General features: G+C 58.3%; 19 protein-coding genes. 6 read left to right on the top strand and 13 right to left on the bottom strand.

The features are described from left to right. The 3 genes from yajC to queA all read right to left on the bottom strand — a co-directional run. The coding region (yajC, locus tag ACK5JN_RS10335) for a preprotein translocase subunit YajC (protein ID WP_416870088.1) at positions 1–228 on the bottom strand (228 nt) is incomplete at its 3' end. Positions 229–250: 22 nt separating this feature from the next. Further along, on the bottom strand, positions 251–1378 hold the full coding sequence (tgt, locus tag ACK5JN_RS10330) for a tRNA guanosine(34) transglycosylase Tgt (protein ID WP_416870087.1): 1128 nt from the start codon (positions 1376–1378) through the stop codon (positions 251–253). Between the two features lie 55 nt (positions 1379–1433). Continuing rightward, positions 1434–2504 carry a tRNA preQ1(34) S-adenosylmethionine ribosyltransferase-isomerase QueA gene (gene queA, locus ACK5JN_RS10325; RefSeq protein WP_202216351.1) on the bottom strand — a complete coding sequence of 357 codons (1071 nt, stop codon included), beginning with the start codon at positions 2502–2504 and terminating at the stop codon, positions 1434–1436. A gap of 91 nt (positions 2505–2595) precedes the next feature. Between queA and acpH the strand changes: the two genes are divergently transcribed. Continuing rightward, positions 2596–3177, top strand: coding sequence for an ACP phosphodiesterase (gene acpH / locus ACK5JN_RS10320; protein ID WP_416870086.1), 582 nt, complete (start codon positions 2596–2598; stop codon positions 3175–3177). A 171-nt stretch (positions 3178–3348) separates the two neighbouring features. After that, on the top strand, positions 3349–3951 hold the full coding sequence (locus ACK5JN_RS10315) for a peroxiredoxin (RefSeq protein ID WP_064547849.1): 603 nt from the start codon (positions 3349–3351) through the stop codon (positions 3949–3951). Positions 3952–4010: 59 nt separating this feature from the next. Here ACK5JN_RS10315 and ACK5JN_RS10310 read toward each other — a convergent pair whose 3' ends face one another. The 3 genes from ACK5JN_RS10310 to ACK5JN_RS10300 are packed head-to-tail and all read right to left on the bottom strand — an operon-like array spanning position 4011 to position 7142. Then, on the bottom strand, positions 4011–5879 hold the full coding sequence (locus ACK5JN_RS10310; protein ID WP_416870085.1) for an amidohydrolase: 1869 nt from the start codon (positions 5877–5879) through the stop codon (positions 4011–4013). A gap of 19 nt (positions 5880–5898) precedes the next feature. After that, the gene (locus ACK5JN_RS10305) at positions 5899–6441 is read right to left on the bottom strand and encodes an antibiotic biosynthesis monooxygenase (protein ID WP_416870084.1); all 543 of its coding nucleotides are present in this window, start codon (positions 6439–6441) and stop codon (positions 5899–5901) included. Positions 6442–6500: 59 nt separating this feature from the next. Further along, positions 6501–7142, bottom strand: a complete 642-nt coding sequence (locus ACK5JN_RS10300; RefSeq protein WP_006685746.1) for a hydrolase — start codon at positions 7140–7142, stop codon at positions 6501–6503. 272 nt (positions 7143–7414) lie between these two features. Here ACK5JN_RS10300 and ACK5JN_RS10295 point away from each other — a divergent pair, with 272 nt between their 5' ends. Further along, positions 7415–8317 (top strand): LysR family transcriptional regulator, encoded by a 903-nt coding sequence (locus ACK5JN_RS10295; RefSeq protein WP_416870083.1) that lies wholly within the window; start codon positions 7415–7417, stop codon positions 8315–8317. Here ACK5JN_RS10295 and malZ read toward each other — a convergent pair. From malZ to phoB, 5 genes are all read right to left on the bottom strand, one after another. Continuing rightward, a complete protein-coding gene (gene malZ / locus ACK5JN_RS10290; RefSeq protein ID WP_416870098.1) occupies positions 8311–10128 on the bottom strand; it encodes a maltodextrin glucosidase in 1818 nt (605 codons plus the stop codon). The genes ACK5JN_RS10295 and malZ overlap by 7 nt on opposite strands. Positions 10129–10282: 154 nt before the next feature. Continuing rightward, positions 10283–11635 carry a proline-specific permease ProY gene (proY, locus tag ACK5JN_RS10285; RefSeq protein WP_416870097.1) on the bottom strand — a complete coding sequence of 451 codons (1353 nt, stop codon included), beginning with the start codon at positions 11633–11635 and terminating at the stop codon, positions 10283–10285. A 127-nt stretch (positions 11636–11762) separates the two neighbouring features. Further along, entirely contained in the window at positions 11763–13082 is a 1320-nt protein-coding gene (gene brnQ / locus ACK5JN_RS10280) for a branched-chain amino acid transporter carrier protein BrnQ (RefSeq protein ID WP_416870082.1), read from the bottom strand. A 410-nt stretch (positions 13083–13492) separates the two neighbouring features. Next, positions 13493–14788: a phosphate regulon sensor histidine kinase PhoR gene (gene phoR, locus ACK5JN_RS10275; RefSeq protein ID WP_416870081.1), complete on the bottom strand. Its 1296-nt coding sequence runs from the start codon at positions 14786–14788 to the stop codon at positions 13493–13495. Positions 14789–14809: 21 nt separating this feature from the next. Next, positions 14810–15499 carry a phosphate response regulator transcription factor PhoB gene (phoB, locus tag ACK5JN_RS10270; RefSeq protein WP_416870080.1) on the bottom strand — a complete coding sequence of 230 codons (690 nt, stop codon included), beginning with the start codon at positions 15497–15499 and terminating at the stop codon, positions 14810–14812. Between the two features lie 180 nt (positions 15500–15679). On the opposite strand from phoB, the gene sbcD reads away from it, so the two are divergent. Together sbcD and sbcC are read left to right on the top strand one after the other, a co-directional pair. Next, positions 15680–16882: an exonuclease subunit SbcD gene (gene sbcD / locus ACK5JN_RS10265; protein WP_416870079.1), complete on the top strand. Its 1203-nt coding sequence runs from the start codon at positions 15680–15682 to the stop codon at positions 16880–16882. Continuing rightward, entirely contained in the window at positions 16879–20019 is a 3141-nt protein-coding gene (gene sbcC / locus ACK5JN_RS10260) for an exonuclease subunit SbcC (RefSeq protein ID WP_416870078.1), read from the top strand. The genes sbcD and sbcC overlap by 4 nt, the downstream gene beginning before the upstream one ends. Before the next feature lie 91 nt (positions 20020–20110). On the opposite strand, the gene mak is transcribed toward sbcC, so the two are convergent. Then, positions 20111–21013, bottom strand: a complete 903-nt coding sequence (gene mak, locus ACK5JN_RS10255) for a fructokinase (RefSeq protein ID WP_416870077.1) — start codon at positions 21011–21013, stop codon at positions 20111–20113. An 87-nt stretch (positions 21014–21100) separates the two neighbouring features. Between mak and rdgC the strand changes: the two genes are divergently transcribed. After that, positions 21101–22012: a recombination-associated protein RdgC gene (gene rdgC, locus ACK5JN_RS10250; RefSeq protein ID WP_064547833.1), complete on the top strand. Its 912-nt coding sequence runs from the start codon at positions 21101–21103 to the stop codon at positions 22010–22012. Between the two features lie 81 nt (positions 22013–22093). Here the strand turns inward: rdgC and ACK5JN_RS10245 are convergent, their stop codons facing one another. Further along, positions 22094–24712, bottom strand: a complete 2619-nt coding sequence (locus tag ACK5JN_RS10245) for a family 78 glycoside hydrolase catalytic domain (protein WP_416870076.1) — start codon at positions 24710–24712, stop codon at positions 22094–22096. Positions 24713–24714 lie beyond the last annotated feature (2 nt).

Genomic DNA, 24714 nt, shown 5'->3' with positions numbered 1-24714 from the left:
CGCAACTTTAGTGACGCGACCGACCAGACCACCATTCGTCAGCACTTCATCGCCTTTCGCGATGGAGCTCATCAGGTTTTTATGTTCCTTGGTACGCTTCTGCTGTGGACGCAGGATCATGAAGTAGAAAATCAGACCAAACACCACCAGCATCAGGATCAGAGACATCGGGCTACCCTGCGCCGCGCCACCGGTTGCTGCTACCGCATCAGAAATAAAAAAGCTCATTCAAAGTCCCTCATTATTAAAATTAATCAACGTTCAAAGGTGGAACGGTACGCCCCTGGCGTTGGTAAAAATCGGTCACGAAGCTCTCTAATTTACCCTCTTCGATAGCCTTGCGTAAACCAGCCATTAAGCGCTGATAGTAGCGAAGATTATGAATGGTATTGAGGCGCGCGCCCAATATTTCGTTGCAACGGTCAAGATGATGCAAGTATGCACGCGAATAATTGCGACAGGTGTAGCAATCACACTCGGCATCGAGCGTGCTGGTATCGCTTTTATGCTTAGCATTGCGGATTTTCACCACACCGTCGGTCACAAACAGATGACCGTTACGGGCGTTACGCGTTGGCATAACGCAGTCAAACATATCGATACCGCGACGAACGCCTTCCACCAGATCTTCCGGTTTACCGACGCCCATCAGATAACGCGGTTTGTCTGCCGGGATCTGCGGGCAAACGTGCTCCAGAATACGGTGCATGTCTTCCTTCGGCTCACCCACCGCCAGGCCGCCGACAGCGTAGCCATCAAAGCCAATCTCTACCAGACCTTTAACAGAGATATCACGTAAATCTTCGTAAACGCTGCCCTGAATGATGCCAAACAGCGCGTTTTTGTTGCCCAGCCCGTCAAAACGGTCGCGGCTACGCTTAGCCCAGCGCAGCGACATTTCCATCGAGCGCTTGGCGTAGTCCCAATCGGCCGGGTACGGCGTGCATTCGTCGAAGATCATCACGATGTCAGAACCGAGATCGTACTGAATCTCCATCGATTTTTCCGGATCGAGGAAGATCGGGTCGCCGTTGATTGGGTTGCGGAAGTGCACACCCTGTTCGGTGATCTTACGGATATCGCCCAGGCTGAAGACCTGGAAACCGCCGGAATCGGTAAGGATTGGTCCTTTCCACTGCATAAAACCGTGCAGGTCGCCGTGCAGCTTCATGATTTCCTGACCCGGGCGCAGCCACAGGTGGAAGGTGTTGCCGAGAATAATCTGCGCGCCGGTGGCTTCAACTTCTTCCGGCGTCATGCCCTTAACGGTGCCGTAGGTACCCACCGGCATAAAGGCAGGCGTTTCCACTACGCCACGATCGAAAACCAGGCGGCCGCGGCGAGCGCGACCGTCTGTGGTGTCCAGTTCAAATTTCATCTTCACTCCTGCGTCAGAAAAACAGTCTGACGTTTTAAATACTCATGCCGCGGATTTATTCCCCGACACGCTCAGAAATAGCCTGCGGATTGTACGTGATAAACATGGCATCGCCGTAACTAAAAAAGCGATATTTTTGTTCTACAGCAGCCTTATAGGCGTTCATGGTGTGCTGATAGCCGGCAAAAGCGGAAACCAGCATAATCAGCGTCGATTCCGGCAGGTGGAAGTTGGTCACCAGCGCATCAATCACCTGGTATTGATACCCAGGGAAAATAAAGATCTGCGTGTCGCCGAAGAACGGGGCAATCAGCTCATCTTTTGCCGCCTGCGCCGCGCTCTCCAGCGAACGCACGGAGGTGGTGCCTACCGCAATCACGCGGTTGCCGCGCGCTTTCGCTGCCAGCACCGCATCCACCACCTCTTGCGGCACTTCCGCATATTCGGAGTGCATGATGTGGTCTTCAATACTGTCGACGCGCACCGGCTGGAAGGTGCCTGCCCCTACGTGCAGGGTTACGAAGGCCATTTCGATGCCTTTCTCGCGCAGTTTCGCCAGCAGCGGCTCGTCAAAGTGCAGACCCGCAGTCGGTGCCGCAACAGCGCCCGGCTTTTCGCTATACACGGTCTGGTACAGCTCGCGGTCCGCGTCTTCATCCGGGCGGTCGATGTACGGCGGCAGCGGCATATGGCCGATGGCGTTGAGGATGTCCAGCACGCTGCGTTCATCGTCGAATTCGACTTCAAACAGCGCGTCGTGGCGGGCGACCATCGTCGCTTTAATGCTTTCATCATCGCCCAGCAGCAGCTCGGCACCCGGCTTCGGCGCTTTAGAGGCGCGAATATGTGCCAGAATACGTTTATCATCCAGCATGCGCTCGACCAGCACTTCAATCTTGCCGCCGCTGGCTTTACGGCCAAACAGGCGCGCCGGGATCACCCGGGTGTTGTTAAAGACCAGCAGATCGCCAGGGTTGAGCTTGTCGAGCAAATCGGTGAAAGTACCGTGCGTCAGCGCGCCCGTCGGCCCGTCCAGCGACAGCAAGCGACAGCTGCTACGCTCGGCTTGTGGATAGTGGGCAATCAGGGATTCAGGTAGTTCAAAGGAGAAATCGGCAACGCGCATGACTGTGACTCTGGGCTTAATAATGAGGCGGGTAGTCTAGTGCCGGGGCGTCGTCCCTGCAACCCTTACCCCTCTGGATAAACAGTAAACCATGAATTTTCTCGCTCACCTGCACCTCGCGCACCTCGCCGACAGTTCGCTGTCGGGCAATCTGCTGGCCGATTTTGTCCGCGGCAATCCGCAGCAGGACTACCCAGCTCCGATTGTCGAGGGTATCCATATGCATCGCCGCATCGACGTGCTGACCGACAACCTGCCGCAGGTAAAAGAAGCGCGCGAGTGGTTTCGCCCCGAAACCCGCCGCGTCGCGCCGATTACGCTCGACGTGATGTGGGATCACTTTCTTTCCCGCCACTGGGCGCGCCTCTCCCCCGACATCGCCCTGCCGGACTTTGTGCGCTATGCCCGCGCGGAGGTGAGCACTATCCTGCCGCACGCGCCGACGCGCTTCCTCACCCTGAATGAACATCTGTGGTCTGAACGCTGGCTGGAACGTTACGCCGAGATGGCGTTTATCCAGCGTGTACTGAACGGCATGGCCAGCCGCCGCCCGAAGCTCGACGCCCTGCGGGATTCCTGGCACGATCTGGACGCTCACTACGCCGAGCTGGAGACCCGCTTCTGGCAGTTTTATCCGCAAATGATGCGCCAGGCGAAAAACAAAGCGCTGTAGCCCTTGCGCTATGGCCGGGAACCGCTATGCTTATTTATTTGCGAAAAATAAAATATTGATAGGTAAAACCTATCCAATTAATCGTCATAGCCTTTTTGTGTTAACCGCCTGCCCTCCCTATACTGGCCCGCGTTGCGTTCCATTAACCTTATAAATTCAAAGGAGAACCCCATGGTTCTGGTTACTCGTCAAGCGCCTGACTTCACCGCCGCAGCGGTACTGGGCAACGGTGAAATCGTTGAGAAATTCAATTTCAAACAGCACACCCAGGGTAAAGCCACCGTGCTGTTCTTCTGGCCGATGGACTTCACCTTCGTTTGCCCGTCTGAGCTGATCGCTTTCGACAAACGTTACGAAGAGTTCCAGAAACGCGGCGTGGAAGTTGTTGGCGTCTCTTTTGACTCTGAATTCGTACACAACGCATGGCGTAACACGCCGGTCGACAAAGGCGGCATCGGCGCGGTGAAATACGCGATGGTGGCTGACGTTAAGCGTGAAATCCAGAAAGCCTACGGCATTGAGCACCCGGACGAAGGCGTTGCCCTGCGCGGTTCCTTCCTGATCGACGCCAACGGCGTGGTTCGTCACCAGGTGGTTAACGACCTGCCGCTGGGCCGTAACATCGACGAAATGCTGCGTATGGTTGATGCGCTGCAGTTCCACGAGCAGCACGGCGAAGTGTGCCCGGCGCAGTGGGAAAAAGGGAAAGAAGGCATGAACGCGTCTCCGGACGGCGTGGCTAAGTACCTGAGCGAGAACGTCTCCAGCCTGTAATCGGCTCACGTTCTGTTGAAAAGGCTCGCATTTTGCGAGCCTTTTTTGTTATCCGCAGATTAAAACGAGAAGCAGGAACAGCCCAGTGCGCCCCAGAAGGCGCGGTCATCGGATACCGGCACGCCCGATTTGCGCGCCAGATCGTGTTGATGCCCATGCACACCGCAGCTACCGCAGCACTGGTGCATCTGTACTACCGCACCGATATGCTCGGATCCCGGAGGCGCTGAACGATAGTGCCCCTGCACTTTCACCACCGGTGACCACTCCGGCAGCACCGGGATTGGCGGCGGCGCCAGAGGGGTAAAGTGCCCGGCGGCGTACACCACGCGGCCATCGACAATCGTCATCACCGACTCAATGCCCTTGATCTCCTCTTCCGGTACGCTGAAATAATCCTTCGACAGCGTCACCAGATCGGCCAGTTGCCCGGCGGCAATACGGCCTTTTTTGCCCTGCTCGCTGGAGAACCAGGCGCTACCCGCCGTCCACAGCTCCAGCGCCACGTCGCGCGGCAGACGATTTTCATCATCATACATCGCCATCCCGCCGACAGTGCGCCCGGAGACCAGCCAGTACAGCGCCGTCCACGGGTTATAGCTCGCCACGCGGGTCGCATCGGTACCCAGCCCGACCGGCACTTCCATCTCCAGCATCTTCGCCACCGGCGGGGTATGTTTCACCGCGTCTTTGCCGTAGCGATCGACAAAGTATTCGCCCTGGAAGGCCATGCGGTGCTGTACCGCAATGCCGCCGCCCAGCGCCTTCACGCGCTCGATATTACGCTCGGTGATGGTTTCCGCGTGGTCAAAGAACCAGTGCAGGCCGCTAAACGGAATATCGCGATTGACCTTCTCAAACACGTCGAGCATCCGGCTGATGGATTCATCATAGGTCGCGTGCAGACGGAACGGCCAGCGGTGCTCCACCAGATGGCGCACCACCCGCTCCAGTTCCTCTTCCATACCCGGCGGCAGATCCGGGCGCGGTTGCAGGAAGTCTTCAAAATCCGCCGCCGAGAACACCAGCATCTCCCCGGCCCCGTTGGCGCGATAAAAATCGGTGCCCTGGCCGGGTTTGAGCATATCGGTCCAGCGCTCAAAATCCTCCAGCTCCTGCTTCGGACGCTGGGTAAACAGGTTATAGGCGATACGAATGGTCATCTGTTTATTGGCGTGCAGCTGCTCAATAATTTCGTAATCTTCCGGGTAGTTCTGGAAACCGCCGCCCGCATCGATAGCGCTGGTCAGCCCCAGGCGATTCAGCTCGCGCATAAACTGGCGGGTGGAGTTCACCTGCTGCTCCAGCGGCAGCTTCGGCCCTTTTGCCAGCGTGGCGTAGAGGATCATGGCGTTCGGTTTGGCGATCAGCATCCCGGTGGGGTTGCCGTTGTTATCGCGCACGATCTCGCCGCCCGCCGGGGCCGGAGTCTCTTTGGTGTAGCCGACGGCCTTCAGCGCCGCGCGGTTCAGCAGCGCGCGATCGTAGAGGTGCAGCACAAACACCGGGGTGTCCGGCGCGGCGTCGTTCAGCTCTTCCAGCGTCGGCATCCGCCGCTCGGCGAACTGGAACTCGCTCCAGCCGCCCACCACGCGCACCCACTGCGGTGACGGCGTGCGATCGGCCTGCTCTTTCAGCATCCGCAGCGCGTCGGCCAGCGACGGCACGCCCTCCCAGCGCAGTTCAAGGTTGTAGTTCAGCCCGCCGCGGATCAGGTGCAGGTGCGAGTCGTTAAGACCGGGGATCAGCGTATGACCGTGAAGATCGATAATCTGCGTGCCTTCACCGGCATATGACATCATCTGTGCGTCGCTGCCGACGGCGAGGATCTTACCGTCGGCGATCGCCACCGCTTCGGCGCGCGGCTGTTGCGGATCCAGGGTATGAATCTGCCCCTGGGTTAAAATCAGTGTGGCTGTTTGTGACATAGCGTTTTCCTCGTGCCGGTCAGGCTTTTTTCAGCCAGCCGGCAAACAGGCGGGTCACGATGGGCATCCAGAGCCAGACCACCAGCGCGACCACACAGGCATCATTGAGAAAGTGCAGCAACAAGGTTCCCTTCAGGGAGGGCAGCAGCGCCCCGGTCACCGCAGGCACCAGATTGGTGCTGGGAAAAATCACCAGCAGAGTGATCAGAAACTGCTTCCAGCGCTTCGGCTGGCGCACGTGCGCGGCGGGCGGCGTAAACCAGAAAGCGGCTTCGGTGCGCACTTCGGTGCGATCGCCTTCGCCCAGCAGCGGCGCGATCTTTTCCACCAGCTGGCGGCGCACATCAGACTGGGTCCAGGCATAAAGATGCTCGAGGGTGTCGAAGCGGATGATAATGTTCCACGCCGTCTGTCCGTCAACCGGGCGAATAACGTTGGCCCCTAAATGGCCGGGATAATTGGCCGCCACGGGCATAATTTCGCCTAACCAGGCTTCATATTGCGCGACGTGTTCAGGGCGAATGGCGTGGGTAATAACCAGCGTGACGTGCTTTTGCGTCATGACGATAGGTTCCTTGCGCTTGCCAACCGACGGGGAGAGGCCCCGTCGGCATCCTCACCTTAGGCTTTACGTTCCGGTGCGCCGTGCACCATGGTGTACGCGTAATCCACGCCCATGCCGTAAGCGCCGCTGTGCTCGCGCACCAGATCCATCACCGCATCGTAGGTCTCTTTACGCGACCAGTCGCGCTGGTACTCGAGCAGCACCTGCTGCCAGGTCACCGGCACCGCGCCAGCCTGCACCATGCGGTCAATCGAGCGCTCATGCGCATCGACGGAGGTACCGCCGGAGGTGTCGGTTACTACATACACTTCATAGCCCGCTTCCAGCGCCATCAGCGCCGGGAAGGTCAGACACACTTCGGTCCACAGCGCGGAGATGATCAGCTTTTTACGCCCGGTGGCTTCTACCGCTTTCACAAAAGCGGCGTCTTCCCAGGAGTTCATTGAGGTACGTTCGATAGGCTTCACGTCAGGATGGACGGCAAGTAATTCCGGCCAGATATAGCCGCTAAAACTTTTGGTTTCTACGGAGGTATAAATCACCGGAACATTAAATATTTTCCCAGCCTTGGCTAAGGCCACGGTATTATTTTTCAGCGTCTGGCGGTCAATATTCGCCACGCCAAAAGACATTTGCGGCTGATGGTCAATAAAAATGAGCGTAGAGTTTTTAGGGTCAATCAGTTCCCGAATAGACATAACACACCTTCTTAATCAATAAGTTAAAAGGTAACGGTCTTACACTGCCGTCAGCAGCAGGATCCTGAATCAGAAAGCTTGTTGAGTATAGCGGGAAATTTCTAACGAGTTATTAAAGAAAACTTACCAAACCATGACGATAATAATTTCCTCTGGTGATATATCCTGACGACATCAAAAAAATGCGCGAGTTTTATCTAATTTATTCACTGGCATTGTGTTTCTCTATTCGTTAAAACGTAGGGGGTTATTTTTCAGGATATTTTTCGCTTATGCGTATCAATCTGGACGTGCTGCTCATTCTCGACGCGCTCGACACACACGGTTCTTTCGCCGCCGCCGCCGACTCATTGTTTAAAACTCCGGCGGCGCTCAGCTATATGATCCAGAAGCTAGAGAGCGATCTGAACATTGAACTGCTGGATCGCTCCGGACACCGGGCAAAATTTACCGATACCGGCAGAATGATGCTGGAAAAGGGCCGTTTACTGCTGAATGCCGCGAAAGAGCTGGAAAAACAGGCGCTGCAGATGAGCGCCGGCTGGGAAAAGGATCTGGCGATCGCGCTGGACGACTCCTTCCCGTTCGCCACGCTGCTGCCGATGATTGAGGCCTTTTACGCGCTCAACAAACAAACCCGGCTGAACTTCACGCACCATACGCTGGCGGGGTCGTGGGAAGATCTGACCCACAACGGCGCGGATATTATTCTGGGCGCCATCAACGAACCGCCCACCGCCGCCGCCTGGTCTTACCGGATGCTCGGCACGCTGGACAACGTGTTTGTGGTCGCCCCCGGCCACCCGCTCGCCGCCGCGCCTGAGGGGTTAACCAACGAGCAGCTGTGCCTGCACCGGGCGGTGATCATCAGCGACAGCGCTCGCGTTTGCCACCCTTTGCAAAGTAACCTGATGGATGAGCAGCCGCAGCTGCGCGTCGATGATTTTGCCAGCAAGGTGCAGCTGCTGCGCGCCGGGCTGGGCTGCGGTTTTCTGCCCCGCCATATCGCCAGCCCGTGGCTGGCGAGCGGCGAATTGGTAGAGAAAACGGTGATCTCATTCCGGCAAAAAGATGTCGCCTATATGGCCTGGCGCAACGGCAGCGACGGGCTGGCCCAGCGCTGGTGGCGGGAAACCCTGCTCGCCAGCACCGAGATTGCCCGCCTGTATCAGTGAGCGGTCCAGACGGTGGCGGAAATCGCCGGGAGGGACAGCCTGAGGTCGGTTAACTGGCCTTCCCCTTCCTGACGCAGCCACCCCTTCACGGCAAGCAGTGGCGATGTCGGGAGCGCCACGTCACCGGCTTCGCCACGGTTAATCGCCACCAGCACGCGCTCTGCGCCCAGTACGCGCAGGAACACCACCACGTCACCCTCGGCGTACAGCACCTGGCATCCGCCGTGGCGAAGGGCGGGCGTCGCTTTACGCAGCGCGGCTAAGCGCTGATACAGCGCCAACAGCGCCGTGTCCTGCTGGCTTTCACGCCATGGGAACGGTTTGCGGCACAGCGGATCGTTATCGCCGTCCAGCCCCACCTCATCGCCATAATAGATACACGGCACGCCGGGCCAGCTAAACAGCCACACCACCGCCAGCGGCAGGCACGCCACGTCACGGCCCAGCAGCGATTTAAAACGCGCGGTGTCGTGACTATCGAGCTGGTTGAACATGCGCAGCTGCTGCTGATGCGACAGCCCGGCGCGGTAGTTTTCCATCCACGCGATACAGGTTTGCGCATCAATTTTCTGCGGGTCGTAGGAGATATCGGTATTGGCGAGGAAGCCCCACAGCGGGAAGGTGAAGCCGCGATAGTTCATCGCTGAATCCTCCGCGTCCTGCTGCAACCACTGGCGCGCGTCGCCGAAGTGTTCGCCGAACACGAAGGCATCCGGGCGCGCCGCCTTCGCCGCCTGGGTAATCGCCGCCACGTGCTTGAGGTTATTCTTCGCCCCGCCCGCTTCGCCGAGCATATGCACCACGTCCAGCCGCCAGCCGTCCATGCTCCACGGCGCTTTCAGCCAGTGGCGCACGATGCTGTCCTCAGCGCCGTAGATTTCATCAATCAGCGTCGGCGACTGATAGTCGAGCTTCGGCAGGCTGGAATACCCCAGCCAGTCCAGCGCCTGACCTTCGGCAGAGAAACTGTAATGGTCGCGCCACGGTGAAACGGCGTGATGGCAGGCGCCGTTTTCGCTGCGGCGATGGCGATCGAACCAGCCGTGGGTATCCCCGCTGTGGTTGAAGACGCCGTCAAGAATCAGCCGCATCCCTTCGCGCTGGGTATTGTGCCGCAGGCGCAGCAGGGCCTCGTTGCCGCCAAACTGCGGGTCCACTTCACGGTAGTTTTCGGTGTCGTATTTGTGCACGCTCGGGGCGGTAAATACCGGGTTCAGATACAGCGCGGTCACGCCCAGCGCCTTCAGATACGGCAGCTTTTCGCTGATGCCGTCGAGGTCGCCGCCGTAGAAGGTCGAGCCGCCCGCCTCGGCGGTTAACGGTTCGTCCCAGTCGCGCAGAATGATATCGTGCCCGGCGGCATGGTGATGGTAGACCTTGTCCTGCTGCTCGCTACGCTTCTGACTACGTGCGAAACGATCGGGGAAAATCTGGTAGAAAATCTGATCGGTGACCCACTGCGGGCCATTATCCGGGCTGTCATAGGCAAACAGCTCCAGCTTAGCCGGCGGAAAGGCGCTAAAACCGGTGGGGGCAAACCACAGCTGGCGGTCATCCCACAGCAGCTTGAAGGCGTAGCGGCGGCGCGGCTGGCCTTCATGCAGCGCGATCTCCGCACGCCACTGCACCACTTCCGGCGCGGGGCCTTTCGCGCTGCGGCGCATCGGCACCGCCATCTCTTCGTTATCCACTTCCGATCGCATCGTCACCCGCTGCGGCAGGTCATCGCCACGCAGCCACAGAGTGACAATCAGTTTGTCCTGCTGCGGTTTAATAAAGGGCGCAACCGGAAGGTGCCAGGCGTTTAACATCATCTATCCCCTATCATCAAAATGAGCACACCTTGCCATAGGCACATGTCACCCTAATCCTCTTTTAGGCTTTTTTGTAGGGAGGAGGACGGGGGCGCAGATTTCAGAGACAAAAAACCCGGCGCGAGGCCGGGTTTGACAAGCGCTGCGGTGATTAACGGCTGCGGCGGGTTTTAAATACCCAGCCCACCAGCAGCAGCAGGATCCACGCGAAACCGACGTACAGCGAGATACGGGTATCCGGGTGATAGCCAATCAGGCCGATGATAAACACCAGGAATACCAGCCCCACGATGGTGGTGGTGACGCCGCCCGGCACTTTAAACTTCAGCGCTTTGACTTCGTCAGCCGACAGACGTCGACGGAACGCCACCTGCGACAGCAGGATCATAATCCACACCCACACGGTGGCGAAGGTGGCCAGCGACGCAATCACCAGGAAGACGTTTTCCGGCATGATGTAGTTCAGGTACACCGCAAACAGCAGCGCGATAGTCATCACCATGACCGTCACCCACGGAATGCCGCGACGCGAGGTTTTGGCGAACACCTTCGGCGCGCTGCCCTGCTCGGCCATGCCGTGCAGCATACGGCCTACGCCGAACACGTCGGAGTTAATCGCCGACAGCGACGCCGTCAGCACCACGAAGTTCAGAATACTGGCCGCAAAGGTAATGCCCATATGCTGGAAAGTCAGTACGAACGGGCTGCCGTCGGTGCCGACCTGGTTCCACGGGTAGATGGACATAATCACGAACAGGGTACCCACGTAGAACACCAGAATACGCATCGGTACCGAGTTAATCGCGCGCGGAATGGATTTCTCCGGGTCTTTCGCTTCCCCGGCGGTGATCCCGATAATCTCGATACCCCCGTAGGCGAACATCACCATCTGCAATGACATCACCATGCCGAGCCAGCCGTTGCTGAAGAAGCCGCCGTTGCTCCACAGGTTATGAATCCCCGTTGGCTGCCCGCCGTTGCCGATGCCCCAGATAATGATACCGAAACCAGCCACGATCATGATGATAATGGTGGCCACCTTGAAGAAGGAGAACCAGAACTCCAGCTCGCCGAACACCTTCACGCTCATCAGGTTGATGGCGCAGATAATCAGCACCACGCTGAGCACCCAGATCCAGTGCGGCACCGCCGGGAACCAGACGCCCATATAGATGCCGAACGCGGTTACGTCGGCGATGGCGACAATCAGGATCTCAAAACAGTAGGTCCAGCCGGTGATGTAGCCCGCCAGCGGGCCAAGGTTTTCCTGCGCATAGCGGGAGAACGAGCTGGCGGCAGGGTTATGTACCGACATCTCGCCCAGCGCGCGCATAATGATGTAAGCGGCGACGCCGCCGATAATATAGGCCAGCAGAACGCTGGGCCCGGCCATCTTGATGGCGTCGGCGGAGCCGTAAAACAGCCCGGTGCCAATCGCCGATCCGAGGGCCATAAAGCGAATGTGTCGGGTGCTTAGCCCGCGCTTCAGCTTGTTGTTTTCCATCGTTTCCAGTGCCATGTCATACCCATCATCCCCCGCGTTACCGCGAGCGACTTAGGTGAAAGTACCCAAAATAAAAAACCACGGAACATCACGTTCCGTGGTTAAACACCTGCCTTCGCGACGCGGATTAGTGCGCGCTTGATGTCACCTGGCGGCCCGCGGTGCGGTCCCAGATAATGGCCAGAACCGCCATCACGACCGTCGGCATCAGCCATGCCAGACCCTGCTCTGCCAGCGGCAGGCGAGCGGTCCATGCCGGCAGCACGTCTGCGAACGCAGAGGCTTTAATCCCGTCAAGGATACCAAAAACAAGGCTGATAAACATCGGTGGTGCAATAACGCGGCCCGAATTATGCCACCAATTACGCGTAAAGCTGAGGACTACAAGTGCGATACACGGCGGATAGATAGCCGTCAGCACCGGAATCGAAATCTGAATCAGATGGCTCAGCCCCAGATTCGACACCGCCATAGAGAACAGGCCGAGGATAAACACCAGCGTGCGGTAGGAGAACGGCAGGTACTGAGCAAAGAACTCGGCACAGGCACAGGTCAGGCCAACCGCGGTCACCAGACAGGCGATAAAGATCAGCGCCGCCAGCAGGAAGCTGCCCGCACCGCCGAAGGTGTGCTGGACGTAAGCGTGGAGAATCGCCGCGCCGTTGGCATTCTGATCGACCAGAATCGCGCTATCAGAGCCCAGGCGGAACAGCGCCAGATACAGCAGCGTTAAGCCCACACCGGCCATCAGGCCAGCCCAGATAGTATAGCGAGTCAGTAAACGCGCTTCCGTCACGCCGCGAGAACGCGCCGCGTTGACGATAACGATACCAAACACCATCGCGCCAAGCGTATCCATGGTCAGGTAGCCGTTGACGAAACCGTTAGAAAACGCCGCCGTTTCATAGGCATCCAGCGCATGGCTGATCGGGCCCGCCGGCCAGATAACCGCGGCAACGGCCAGCACAATCAGTGCCAGGATTTTCAGCGGCGCCAGGAAGTTGCCGACGGTATCGAGCAGCTTGCCCGGATACAGCGAGACCAGAATCACCAGCGCAAAATAGATAAGGCTATAGATAAACAGCGGCAGTTCACCGCTACCGGTCAGCGGCGCAATACCAATTTCAAAGGAGACGGTCGCGGTACGCGGCGTGGCAAACAGCGGCCCTACCGCCAGGTAGCACACGGTCGCCAGCAGCACGCCCGCCACTTTGCCAATGGGGGTACTCAGGCTATCAACGCCGCCGCCCACTTTGGCCAGTGCGACGACGGTAAGCACCGGAAGACCCACAGCAGTAATCAGAAAGCCGATCGCCGCGGTCCAGACGTGAGGACCTGCCTGCAAACCAACCATTGGAGGGAAAATGATGTTGCCTGCGCCAACGAACAACGCGAAGGTCATAAAGCCCAGGGCGATGATGTCACGCGATTTTAATTGATGGGTCATATGTAACTACTGCCTGTGGATGTGGTGTTGTAAAACAAAATTTATCGCAATAGATTCAGCGGAATGATACAGAGCAAACCAACGATAAACTCAGAGGGATATGCTCCCTTCGCGGCGTAAATAAGAATAGTTTTTTGATTTACCGCGCATATACAGTCTGTTTACGACCGTATGGGGGGCAATTTAAACGCTTATAACGTTTTAAAGCAACACGGGATCGTAAAACCAGATGATTATCTTGATAGTTAATTAACATCCAGACTTATTAACTGGATTTGAGAAAAACATCCGGCTAATCATGCGAACAAAAAACAACCAGACGTTCGTTAATCAGGCGACGTTTCATTGACTGCAAAGCAAACAGACCAGCCGAGGCTGGTCTGTGGAAAGTTAAGATGACAAGCAGGCGATCAGCCGCTGTTTTTGGCAATTAAACGTTCCGGCAGCAGGAAGCTAAAGCACGACCCTTTGCCGATTTCGCTGGTGATATCCAGCCGACTCTCGTGGTGGCTGACCGCGTGCTTCACAATCGCCAGCCCCAGGCCGCTGCCGCCGGTCTGCCTTGAACGCGCTTTATCCACGCGATAGAAACGTTCGGTCAGTCTCGGCAGGTGCTCCGGCGCAATCCCCGGGCCGTTATCTTCCACGCTGAACAGCGCGCCGTGCGGCACATGCCGCCAGCGCACGGTAATTAACGTGCCTTCCGGCGTATGGTTGACGGCGTTGTAGACCAGGTTCGACATCGCGCTGCGCAGCTGATCCTCGTTGCCGAGCACCTTCAGCGTTTCATCGATCTCAAAGCGGAACTGATGCTTATGCTGGCTGAGCGTCTGCGCTTCTCGCTCCACCACCCGCAGCATCATCGGCACATCGATTTTTTCATTCAGCATCAGCGTCGGCGAGGCCTCAATCTTCGACAGCGTTAACAGCTGCCTGACCAGCCCTTCCATGCGCTGGGTCTGCTCACGCATGGTGTGCAGCGCCTTCTCACGCACGTTTCCTTCCAGCACCTGCTCCTGCATCATCTCCAGATAGCCCTGCAGCACGGTTAACGGCGTGCGTAGCTCGTGGCTGACGTTGGCGAAGAAGTTACGCCGCGCCCCTTCCAGCTGGTGCATTTGCGTCACGTCGCGCGCCACCATCAGCAGCTGACGGTCGGTATACGGCATAATGCGGATTTCCAGATGACGACCGTTATTCAGCACCAGGTGCAGCGGCTTGAGGAAATCGCGTTTTTTGAGGTGTTGGGTAAATTCGGGGTAGCGCAGCAGGTTGAGGATATTTTGCCCGCTATCGTCGGGCCAGCGAAGCCCCAGCAGCTGCTGGGCCAGGCCATTACACCAGAAAATCGCCCCTTCTTCGGTGGTCAGCACCACCGCATCCGGCAGCGACTCGGCGCCGCTGCGAAAGCGTTTAATCAGGTTTCCCAGCTCGCGGCGGCGCTTTTTATTGCGCAGCTGCATCTGGTTAAGCCCGTACAGTAACGGCTCCCAGCTGCCGCGTCCCGGCGGCGGCGTCATACTTCTATCGACCCACAACCACCAGGATAAACGTAATAAATTCCAGAAATGCCAGACCAGCAGCCCGGTCACCGCCACCAGCAAAAACCACGGCAGATAACCGAAAATAAGCCCAAGTATCACCGCCGGGAGGCAGCATAACAGCAGCTCCAGGGCCAGCCTTTTCCATGACAGCCGTTCCAGCACGCGTCACACTCCTGTTAACAATTAGAATCGGGCGGAGAAACGATAGCCCGTACCGCGAACGGTTTGCACCATACGGTCGTGGCCGCTGTGCTCCAGCGCCTTACGCAAACGACGAATATGAACATCGACGGTGCGGTCTTCCACATACACGTTGGTGCCCCAGACGTGGTTCAACAGCTGTTCGCGGCTATAAACGCGTTCCGGGTGAGTCATAAAGAAGTGCAGCAGCTTAAATTCGGTAGGGCCCATATCCAGCGGGTTTTCGCCAGTCATCACGCGATGAGACGTGGGATCCAGGCTCAGGCCCTGCATCTCAATCACCTCTTCCACCGCCATCGGCGAAATACGGCGCATGACGGCTTTAATACGCGCCACCAGCTCTTTGGGTGAGAACGGCTTGGTGATGTAGTCGTCGGCGCCGGTTTCCAGACCGCGCACCCGATCTTCCTCTTCACCGCGGGCGGTGAGCATCACCACCGGGATATCGCGGGTTAAGGCTTCACGCTTGATATGCTTGATAAATTGTAGACCCGAGCCGCCCGGTAACATCCAGTCGAGCAAAATCAGGTCGGGCCAGGGTTCGTTCAGTTTTGCGACTGCGGTATCGTAATCTTCCGCTTCCACCGGCTGAAAACCGTTTTGTTCCAGCACGAAACAGACCATCTCGCGGATTGGCGCTTCATCTTCAACGACCAGAATACGTCTTGCCATTATTTGCCCTGTTTTTAGACATCAGTATTATATACGGCGTCATTATGCGTCAGATTTATGACACTTTTATGATAAACATGACCGTTTGATGATCGCGCAAGGCCGTTTATGACGCGCACATCGACCCCAGCATAGGTGAATGTTTATAATCAACTTTACGTCACTTCTCACGGAATCGCTATGCGCATCATCCATACCTCGGACTGGCACCTCGGCCAGAACTTCTACAGCAAGAGCCGCGCGGCCGAGCATGACGCCTTCCTGCACTGGCTGCTAACCACCGCCGAGGCGGAGCGCGTAGACGCAATTATCGTCGCGGGCGATATCTTCGATACCGGTTCGCCGCCGAGCTATGCCCGCGAACTGTATAACCGCTTTGTGGTCAACCTGCAGCAAACGGGCTGCCATCTGGTGGTGCTGGCGGGCAACCATGACTCCGTCGCCACCCTGAATGAATCGCGCGATATTCTGTCGTTCCTCAACACCACGGTGATTGCCAGCGCCGGCCACGCGCCGTTGATGCTGAACCGGCGCGACGGCACGCCCGGCGCGGTGTTCTGCCCGGTGCCGTTTCTGCGTCCGCGTGACATCATCACCAGCCAGGCGGGGCTTTCTGGCAATGAAAAAGTACGCCAGGTGCTGGAGAGCATTACCGATTACTACCAGCAGCAGTATCAACAGGCCTGCGCCCTGCGCGGCGATCGGCCGCTGCCGATCATCGCCAGCGGCCACCTGACCACCGTCGGAGCCAGCAAAAGCGACGCGGTGCGCGATATCTACATCGGCACGCTCGACGCCTTCCCGGCGCAAAATTTCCCGCCCGCCGACTACATCGCGCTGGGGCATATCCACCGGGCGCAAAAAATTGGCGGCAGCGAGCATATTCGCTATAGCGGTTCGCCGCTGGCGCTGAGTTTTGATGAAACCGGCAAAGAGAAAAGCGTAAATCTGGTGACCTTTAGCGACGGTAAACTGGCGGATGTGACCCCGCTGACCGTCCCGGTCACCCAGGCGCTGGCGGTGATTAAAGGCGATTTTGATAGCATCAGTGCCCAGCTGGCGGCGTGGAAAGAAACAGAGGCCGACGCCAGCACCTGGCTCGACATCGAAATCACCAGCGACGAATACCTGCACGACATCCAGCGCAAAATCCAGGCCATCACCGACGATCTGCCGGTAGACGTGCTGCTGGTCCGCCGTAGCCGCGAGCAGCGCCAGCGCATTCTGGCCAGCCAGACGCGTGAGACCTTAAGCGAGCTGAGCATTGAAGAGGTGTTCCACCGCCGCCTGGCGCTGGAAACGCTGGAAGAACCGCAGCAGCAGCGCCTGCAAACGCTGTTTAACGAAACGCTAAACAGCCTTGGCGAGGAGCAACAGCCATGAAAATTCTCAGCCTGCGTCTGAAAAACCTCAACTCGCTGAAGGGCGAGTGGAAAATCGACTTCGCCGAGGAGCCGTTCGCCAGCAACGGCCTGTTCGCCATCACCGGCCCGACCGGCGCGGGCAAAACCACCCTGCTCGACGCCATCTGCCTGGCGCTGTACCACGAGACGCCGCGCCTCAATACCGTGTCGCAGTCGCAAAACGATCTGATGACCCGCGACACCGCCGAATGTCTGGCGGAGGTCGAGTTTGAGGTGCAGGGCGTGGCCTATCGCGCCTTCTGGAGCCAGAACCGCGCGCGTAACCAGCCGGACGGCAATTTACAGGCCCCTCGCGTTGAGCTGGCGCGCTGCGCCGACGGGCAGATCCTGGCCGATAAAGTCAAAGATAAGCTGGAGATGACCGCGTCGCTGAGCGGGCTGGACTACGGCCGCTTTACCCGTTCGATGCTGCTGTCGCAGGGGCAGTTTGCCGCCTTCCTGAACGCCAAACCGAAAGAGCGCGCCGAACTGCTGGAAGAGCTGACCGGCACCGAAATCTACGGCCAGATTTCGGCGCAGGTGTTTGAAAAACATAAGCTGGCGCGTAACGACCTCGACAAACTCCAGGCTCAGGCCAGCGGCGTCGCGCTGCTGAGCGAAGAGCAACGGCTGGCCCTGCAACAAAGTTTGCAGGCGCTCACTTCCGATGAGAAGCAGTGGCAACAGCAGCAGGCGACCGCCGTCACCCATCAACAATGGCTGTCACGCCAGCGCGAACTGGAGCACGACGGGCAGAAAACCCGGCAGGCGCTGACGGAAGCCCAGCAGGCGCTGGAAGCCGCGCAGCCGCAGCTTGCCGCGTTGAGCCGGGCACAGCCCGCGGAAACGCTGCGCCCGCACTGGGCGCAGATGCAGGAACAGGCCGCGACGCTCGCCAGAACCCGCGCGCAGGTCCTGCAAGTGAACACTCGCTTACAGGAATCGCGGGCCTTACGTGACCGCATTCGCCACAGCGCGGAACGCCAGAACGCCACGCTGACGCAATCGCTGCACCAGCATCAGCAGTGGCTACAGGCACACGACCATATCCAGCGCTGGCAGGGCGAGCTGACCGGCTGGCGCAGCGCATTTGCCCAGCAGACGCGGGAGCGCACACAGTTACAGGCCCTGGAACAGCGTCGCAGCGCGCTGGCCAGGCAGCTCGCCGATTTGCCGCCTTCCGCCCTGACGCTCTCGCAGGAGGAGGTTGCCGCGCAGATTGCCGAACATGCGGCGGCGCGCCCGCTGCGCCAGCAGCTCAGCGCCCTGCACGCACGGTTTATCCCGCTCCACGCCCGTCGCCAGCAATTGATTGACGCGCAGCAGCAGCGCCAGCAGCAGCTGGAGAAAATCACCGCCGAGCTAGCCCAGCTGCGACAGGCCTATAAAGATAAAAAACAGCAGCTTGCCGACGTTAAGGCCATTTGCGACCTCGAAGCCACCATCGTGAAGCTGGAAGCCGAACGCGCGCGCCTGCAGCCGGGCGCACCATGCCCGCTGTGCGGTTCCACCAGCCACCCGGCGCTGGCCGAATACCAGGCGCTGACGCCGGACGCCAACAAAGCGCGCCGCGACGCGCTGGAAAAAGAGGTTTCGCAGCTGGCAGAAAACGGCGCAGCGCTGCGCGGCCAGCAGGAGACGCTGCAAAAGCAGCAGCAGAAAGAAAACGACGAGCTGGCATCGCTTTCTCAGCAGGAGCAAGCACTCACCTCACAATGGCAGGAGACTATCCAGCGTCTGCACATCGACCTGCAACCCGCTGGCGATATCAACGGCTGGCTGGCCGCCCAGGACGACGCCGAACAGCTGCGCTATCAGCACAGCCAGCGCCTGGCGCTGGAGCAACAGCTTCGCGAGCTTGAAACGCAGCACGCGCAGCTGCGCGAGGAGCAGGAACAGCGCACCGCCGCGCTGCGCCAGGCGCTGACAGCCTTTGCTCTGGCGCTGCCGGAAGCTGACGACGAAAGACGTTGGCTGGCGGCGCGCGAAGCCGAGATAAGCCAGTGGCAACAGCAGCAATCGCAGATGCAAAGCACCCAACAGCAGCTGGCGCTGATTCAGCCGCTGCTGGAAACGCTGCCCCCCGCCACTAGCGCCGACGAAGGTCAACACACCGCGCTGGACGGCTGGCAGCAGGTGCATCATGACTGCGTGTCGCTGGAAAGCCAGTGGCAGACGCTTCAGCAGCAGGAAGCGCTGGAAAATCAGCGTCTTCAGCAGACAGAACAGACCTTCGACCACCAGCTGGCCGCATCACATTTCCCCGACCGTCAGGCGTTTCTCGATGCTTTACTGGACGCCAGCGAACGCCAGCGTCTCGAGCAGCTTAAACAGACGCTCGAGGCCCAGCACCAGCAGCGGCAGACTCTTGCCGCGCAGGTGACTGAAGCGCAGCAGCAGCATCTGGCTCAACGCCCGGAAACGCTGGCGGCGGAGTTAACCCTTGCCGACGTGGAGGAACAGCTCCAGCGACTTGCGCGCGGGCTTCGCGAAAACAGCGAGCGTCAGGGCGAACTACGCCAGCAGCTCAAGCAGGATGAAGACAATCGCCAGCAGCAGCAGTCGCTGTTCGTGGAGATTGAAAAAGCCAGCGCCGTGCTGGAAGACTGGGCGCATCTGAATGCGCTGATTGGCTCGAAAGAAGGCGATAAATTCCGCAAGTTCGCCCAGGGGCTGACGCTGGATAATCTGGTGTGGCTCGCCAACGAGCAGCTCAGCCGCCTGCATGGCCGCTACCTGTTGCAGCGCAAAGCCAGCGACGCGCTGGAGCTGGAAGTGGTCGATACCTGGCAGGCCGACGCGGTGCGCGATACCCGCACGCTCTCCGGCGGCGAAAGCTTCCTCGTGAGCCTCGCGCTGGCGCTGGCGCTTTCCGACCTGGTTAGCCACAAAACGCGCATCGACTCGCTGTTCCTGGATGAAGGCTTCGGCACGCTCGACAGCGAAACGCTGGATACCGCGCTCGACGCGCTGGATGCGCTAAACGCCAGCGGCAAAATTATCGGCGTGATCAGCCACGTCGAGGCGATGAAAGAGCGGATTCCGGTGCAGATTAAGGTGAAGAAAATCAACGGGCTGGGATATAGCCGACTGGATAAAATGTTTAGCGTGGAGTGAGGTTTCCCTCACCCCGGCCCTCTCCCAAGGGGAGAGGGAAAAAACGCTGCCGAACGGTTCCCTCTCCCTCAGGGAGAGGGTGAGGGCCAAATCACGCTGGCCACAGCCACGCCGCCCCGCGCACCCCGCTCGAATCCCCGTGCAACGCTTTGCGGATCGGCGTCTCGCACTCCCCTCCGAACACCCACTCTTTCACCAACGGCGGCACCGTCTGATACAGCCGCTCAACGTTACTCATCCCGCCGCCCAGCACAATCACGTCCGGGTCGAGAATATTCACCACGTGGGCTAGTGATTTCGCCAGCCGCTGCTCGTAGCGGCTCAAAGCCTGCTCTGCCAGCGCATCCCCTTCATCGACTAGCCGCATAATGTCGCTGCCTTTCAATGGGCTGCCGCCTAATCGCTGGTAGTCAGTCGCAAAACCGGTGCCGGAAATAAAGGTCTCAATACAGCCCTGTTTCCCGCAGTAGCACGGCACTTCCGCGCGATAGCGAAGCTCATCGTCATTCATCCACGGCAGCGGATTATGGCCCCACTCCCCCGCCGTCCCGTTGCCGCCAATATGCGCGCGGCCGCCCATCGCCACGCCCGCGCCGCAGCCGGTGCCGATAATCACCGCAAACACCGTCTGCGCGCCCGCCGCCGCGCCGTCTACCGCTTCCGACACCGCAAGACAGTTGGCGTCGTTCGCCAGCCGCACCTCGCGATTCAGACGGCGGCTTAAATCTTTATCAAACGGCTGGCCGTTAAGCCAGGTGGAATTGGCGTTTTTCACCACCCCGGTATAGGGCGAAATGGAGCCGGGAATCCCCATCCCCACCGTCCCGGTTTGCCCGGTTGCCTCTTCGGCCAGCGCGACAAGATGCGCAATGTTCTCAATGGTTTGCAGGTAGTCCCGCGGTGTCGGCAAACGGTGACGATAAAGCTGCTCCCCGCGCTCGCTCAGCGCGATGACTTCCGTTTTCGTTCCGCCTAAATCGATACCAATTCGCATTCATCGCTCCTGTTTAAAACAATGCAAGGCCGTGGACAATTCGTTATCATTGCCCGCTGATTTAACGATAACACCGTGGAAATTATCATGCTGTGGTTCAAAAATTTAATGGTTTATCGTCTTAGCCGCGACATCTCACTGCGCGCGGAAGAGATGGAAAAACAGCTCGCTGAGATGACCTTCACCCCGTGCGGCAGCCAGGATATGGCGAAAACCGGCTGGGTACCGCCGATGGGCTCACACAGCGATGCGCTGACGCACACAGCGAATGGCCAGATCATTATCTGCGCGCGTAAAGAAGAGAAGATCCTGCCCTCTCCGGTGATTAAACAGGCGCTGGAAGCGAAGATCCAGAAACTGGAAGCCGATCAGGGCCGCAAGCTGAAAAAGACCGAAAAAGATTCCCTGAAGGACGAGGTGCTGCACTCGCTGCTGCCGCGCGCTTTCAGCCGCTTCAGCCAGACGATGATGTGGATCGACACCGTGAACGATCTGATTATGGTCGACTGCGCCAGCGCCAAAAAAGCGGAAGATACGCTGGCGCTGCTGCGTAAAAGCCTCGGCTCGCTGCCGGTGGTGCCGCTGACGCTGGAAAACCCGATCGAGCTGACGCTGACCGAGTGGGTCCGCTCTGGTACTACGGCGCAGGGCTTCCAGCTGCTCGATGAAGCCGAGCTGAAAGCGATCCTCGAAGACGGCGGCGTGATCCGCGCGAAAAAACAGGATCTGGTGTGCGACGAAATTGCGGTACACATCGAAGCGGGTAAGCTGGTGACTAAGCTGGCCCTCGACTGGCAGCAGCGCATTCAGTTCGTCATGTGCGACGACGGCTCGATTAAGCGCCTGAAGTTCTGCGATGAACTGCGCGATCAGAACGAAGATATCGACCGTGACGACTACGCCCAGCGTTTCGATGCCGACTTTATTCTGATGACCGGCGAGCTGGCGGCGCTGATTAAGAGCCTGGTGGAAGGGTTAGGCGGCGAAGCGCAGCGTTAATCAAGCCAGGTAAGGCAGCCCGGCATCGCATCGCGACGCCGGGAGTGTCTCCGGCGTCGGTAATAGCACGCCTTGTCCGGGCTACCGTCTATTAAGCGAAATCGTATACGTTCCCGATCCCAGGAGACATTCCTGTCCTGCGCGCTCCCATTCCTCTGGTATCAGCAATGTCGCCTGCATATTAACGGGGATCGTCAGCATCACCTGCGCCTGTTCTCCTTCCCGCTGCCAACAAATAGCCACTTCGCCATACGGTGACCAATAGCTTGCCTCGGCGCTACTCACCTCTGTATTTCCCACATCCGGGCGGAATACAATTTTATTTCCCGCGACCGCATCTGACGCAAAATCCAGCCCAGCAAGATAGCGATATAGCCACTCACCCACAGCCCCATAGGCGTAATGGTTAAACGAATTCATATTGTCACTCCAGAAGCTACCGTCGGCTTTAATACCGTCCCAGTGCTCCCAGACGGTAGTCGCCCCCTGATGAACGGAAAACAGCCATGATGGGAATGTCGTCTGGCACAGCAAACGCACTGCCGTTTGATGGTAGCCATACTCAGAAAGCACCGGGCACAGATACGGGGTACCCAGGAAGCCAGTATCCAGATGAAAATCACGTGCTGCGACAAGCTCATGCAGTCGCCGCGCGGCGCGTGCGGACTGCGCCTCGTCCAGTAGATGGAACGCCAACGGCAGAATATGCGCAGTTTGCGTGTCCGCTTTCATCTCACCCTCTGCGGTAAGCCAGTCACGGACAAAGCGCGCTTTAATCTGCACAAACCACTCGCGGTAGCGCTGGGCCTCATCTTCAAGCCCCAGCGCTTGTGCGGCCAGGGAAAGCAGATTCGTCACATGAGCATAAAAAGCATTGGCAACTAAATAGACCGGCGTCGCGCCAAAATAACTGTCCGGCTTGGCATCCAACGCTAACCAGTCGCCGAACTGGAATCCGCTGTTCCATACCCAGGGATCATCGCCAGTAGCGTGGACGTAGTGAACCCAGGCCTTCATCGAGGGCCAATGCTGAGCCAACAATGCTTTATCACCGTAGGTCTGATACAGCGTCCAGGGACAGATAACCGCCGCATCCCCCCAGCCGGAGGAAGTGTAGGTCTCATCCCCCCAGATTTTCGAAATGTAATCTCGCAGAATATCCGGAATCACCATCGGAACACTGCCATCCGGCTTTTGATCGGCGGCGAGGCTGCGTAGCCATTTGCTGAAAAAATGATGGATGTTGTAATTAAACGCCGCGGTTCGCATAAAAATATGCGCATCTCCCGTCCAACCTAGACGTTCATCACGCTGCGGGCAGTCGGTCGGGATATCGACAAAGTTACCACGCTGGCCCCAGATAATATTCTGGTAGAGTTGGTTGATATCCTCCCGTGAACAGCGGAAATGCCCGGTACGCCTCATATCAGTATGCAGTACTTCACCAGTGATACAGGCCAGCAGCTGGGCGTCGCTAAGTTCATTCAGCCCCTGAATTTCAAGATAGCGGAACCCCTGGAATGAAAACTGCGCCGCATAGTCCAGTGGTTCGCCATTTCCTACTATCTCAACCCGCTGGTCGGCGCCGCGTAGGTTTGCCGTATAAAGCTCACCTTCGCGATCCAGCACTTCTCCGTGACGCAAGATAATCTGTGCGCCGTGGGGCAAGGTGGTACGAATACGTATCCGTCCCACCATATTTTGCCCCATATCGATCAAGGCCCGTCGCGCGTTACGACTGACCAGCGCCTGCGGTTTAAGACAGTCGGTAACCCGCACCGGTTCGGCTATTTGTGGAACCAACCATGCGCAGCGAGAAGGAACAACGTCAACATTTCTCCATCCTTGTGTATCGGTAGAGGAAGCCCAATCGCGCGGTTCTACGCGCGCGTCCCAGCGCTCACCGTGATAAAAACTGCTATGACTTTGCCCGGCAAGGCGACACTGCCAGCTTTTGTCGCTGATAAGCAGCTGTTCCGCCCCGTCTTCGTAGATGATCTTTAACTGGACAAACAGTGCCTTACAGTCACCGTAAAGCTCACGTCGCTTCAGCCAGCTCAGCTCGCCTTTGTACCATCCTTCCGCCAGACGCGCGCCAATCGCCACCTGTGGTTGCGTCAGTAGCGCAGTGACATCGTAAACCTGATACTGAATATGGTCCTGATAGCTGGTCCAACCGGGGCTAAAGAGCGCATCACTAACGCTTTGCTCATTGATCTGTAGCTGGTAGATACCCAGCGCAGAAGCATACAGTCGCGCGCATTTAACCTTCCCCCGCAGCCGGAATGACTTGCGCAGCAGGTGAACGCTCTCAGGCGGCGTATCGTTACCATCCGGCGAAATCCACTGCGCGCGCCACGGCGTAGCGGCATCAGGGGCACACTCCAGCCAGCCGGGCTGGCTCCAGCAACATACCCGCCGCGAATTATCTTCAATCCGCACGCGGTAAAAATAGCGCTGTTCGGGAAGCGGAATAAATCCTGGGGCGATCACCTGCTGTGATTGCTGAGACCTCACCCAATCACTGTCATAGATACATGTCTGGAAATCCGCATCTGTCGATATTTGCAGATGATAGCGATGCTGAATAACGTTCTGCTGCTTGTCGCCATCAATTATCCAGCTGAATGAGATTGCATGCGCATCCATGCCCAGATTCGCAGCCGAACCCTGACAGGTCACTGATAAGATCGTGATCATTT

It is taken from the genome of Kluyvera sp. (assembly GCF_047971185.1).
Lineage (GTDB): Bacteria > Pseudomonadota > Gammaproteobacteria > Enterobacterales > Enterobacteriaceae > Kluyvera.
This window is presented reverse-complemented; position numbering and strand designations above follow the sequence as displayed.